The organism is Phyllobacterium sp. P5_D12 (genome assembly GCF_054049495.1).
In genome coordinates this window covers 1-2,104 of the sequence record NZ_JBFUMG010000677.1, presented here as the reverse complement: position 1 = coordinate 2,104, position 2,104 = coordinate 1, and the positions used below count along the sequence as shown (strand labels likewise).

Genomic DNA, 2,104 nt, shown 5'->3' with positions numbered 1-2,104 from the left:
GTGCACAAAGGCGATATCCTTGCCGGCAGCTTCGGCGAGAATTTGCTGCGTCCCGGCCGTATCGTTGCCGCCGATATAAATGAACGCGGTGGCTCCGGCCTTGCGCAAGCCTTTGAGGATGACCTCGCAGTAGGCGGCGTCAGGTTTGTCGCGCGTACTTCCAAGGGCTGCGCTCGGCGTTGCGGCGATTCGGCGGAGCTCCTGTTCGCTCAAAGCGGAAAGATTGACGAAATTCCCGTCGCGTATACCGCGTACGCCATGTATGGCGCCAAGGACGCGCGCATCTTTGTGACGCTTGCGGATCTCGATCGCGGCGCCTGCCAGTGTCTGGTTTATAACGGCAGTCGGCCCGCCGCCCTGCGCAATTACGAACGTCTCGGTCATATCAATTCTTTCGGTTTGCGTGTTTCCGGAAGCCAGATGGCCGGGTTAGGCGGGATGATAACAATATTTGGCCGCCTGCGTAAATTTTCTCACCTAAATTGTTTTGCGCGAAGCGAGTTGAAACAATCCCGATTCAATTCTATAAAAGCTGCGTTGAATTTTTGATTGTCGAAGTTTTTCGCGTGCAAGCGCTTCTACCTTCTCCTTCAAAACTCGATAGAAACGGGTAGCGTACATGTGTACGATATCCAGGTTGAAGTTGGCAGGGAGGGCTTAATATGGCCACAGGCACAGTTAAATGGTTCAATTCCACAAAAGGTTTTGGTTTTATTCAACCTGAGGACGGCGGCGCAGATGTGTTCGTGCATATCTCTGCTGTTGAGCGCGCTGGATTGCGCAGCCTCAATGATGGCCAGAAGATCAATTACGAGCTGGTGCGCGACAAGAAGTCGGGCAAGATGTCAGCCGATCAACTGAGCGCTGCCTGATCAGCGTTCAGTTTGTGGTCGCCAAGAAGGTGGCCATGGCGTAAACTGAAATATATGACGGAGGCCAGGCCGATGCCTGGCCTTTTCAATGAAATTGACCTCGCGAGCTCAAACAGCTCCCACGATATACGAACAAGGATGACCACCGGTTGAAAAATCTCAAGGAATTGGCTGAGCGCCGCACTGCTGCAGCCGAGGCGAAGAAACTGCTTCTCAAGAAGTTCGATAGTGCACCCAAGCCGACTGATCCCGAGATGCAGGCAAAACGTGCCGAGCGGGAGGCAATCGCAGCGGCGCGTGAAGCGCGGCGTGCGGAAAAAGAGCGGTTGGCACAAGAAGAACTGGCCCGCAAGCAGGCAGAAGCCGATGCGCTGGCCGAGGCCGCCCTCGCCGAAGCGGAAGCCGCCAAGGTCGAAGCAAACAGACATGTCGCGCGTGTCCTCGCCGATGAAGCTGAGCGCAAGGCGGAACGCGACCGGCGTTATGCTGCCCGCAAGGCGAAGCAACGCTGAGACGCGACTAACTTTCAGACCTCTAAGTTCCCTGGCCGTTTGCTCCCCAATTTCGCGCGATTGACAACAGCCGCCGGAAAACAGGATTATCTCGTATGCCGAGGACTTACAGCAGTGGCGGACGGGTTCCGCGAGGGGCACCCGGGCGAGCCCTGGGAGGGCCGCCCTTGCCAGAGGTCCACACCCTCCGGGAACGTTTCGGGGCTCTGAAGAACCTTTGGCCATTCCTGTTGATGGTATGGCGGACAAGTCCGCATCTGACTGCGGCATCGCTCGTCCTGCGTCTGGGCCGGGCGCTTCTGCCCGTGATAACGCTGTTCGTCGGCAAGCTCATCATTGACGATGTGGTCTTGCTGGTGCAAACGCCGAACAAGCCTGAAACGCTGTCGCAGTGGCTGAACAGCGGCCTCCTGAACTGGCTGGGCCTACTGCTCCTTGCCGAATTCGCGTTGGCGGTTCTGTCGGATATTCTTGGGCGTGTGGTATCCCTTATCGACAGCCTGCTATCGGAGCGCGTCTCCAATAGCTCAAGCGTTCGCCTGATGCAGCATGCGGCAACGCTTGATCTGGAAGATTTCGAGGACGCCGAGTTTCAGGATCAGCTCGAGCGGGCCCGTCGTCAGTCGAGCGGGCGGATGACGCTGATGGGCCAGTTGCTCAGCCAGGCACAGGACATGGTGACGGTTGCGAGCTTTGCCGCCGGCCTGATCGTCTATGCAC

Annotated in this window: 3 protein-coding genes and 1 pseudogene; 3 read left to right on the top strand and 1 reads right to left on the bottom strand. The window is 57.3% G+C overall.

Going from position 1 to position 2,104, the window contains the following annotated elements; translation table 11 throughout:
• A partial coding sequence (locus tag ACXJ5O_RS25180) for a 6-phosphofructokinase (RefSeq protein ID WP_457302292.1) occupies positions 1-384 on the bottom strand: 384 nt, incomplete at its 3' end.
• A gap of 278 nt (positions 385-662) precedes the next feature.
• On the opposite strand from ACXJ5O_RS25180, the gene ACXJ5O_RS25175 reads away from it, so the two are divergent.
• The 3 genes and pseudogenes from ACXJ5O_RS25175 to ACXJ5O_RS25165 form a co-directional block, all read left to right on the top strand.
• Positions 663-872: a cold-shock protein gene (locus ACXJ5O_RS25175; RefSeq protein WP_112528883.1), complete on the top strand. Its 210-nt coding sequence runs from the start codon at positions 663-665 to the stop codon at positions 870-872.
• A gap of 149 nt (positions 873-1,021) precedes the next feature.
• On the top strand, positions 1,022-1,384 hold the full coding sequence (locus ACXJ5O_RS25170; RefSeq protein ID WP_114430528.1) for a DUF6481 family protein: 363 nt from the start codon (positions 1,022-1,024) through the stop codon (positions 1,382-1,384).
• Positions 1,385-1,551: 167 nt separating this feature from the next.
• Positions 1,552-2,104, top strand: a pseudogene (locus ACXJ5O_RS25165) (ABC transporter ATP-binding protein); the annotation flags it as partial.

What these genes read in the sequence shown, in the direction of transcription:
- ACXJ5O_RS25175 (WP_112528883.1), top strand. Translation starts at nt 663, where the DNA reads ATGGCCACAGGCACAGTTAAATGGTTCAATTCCACAAAAGGTTTTGGT.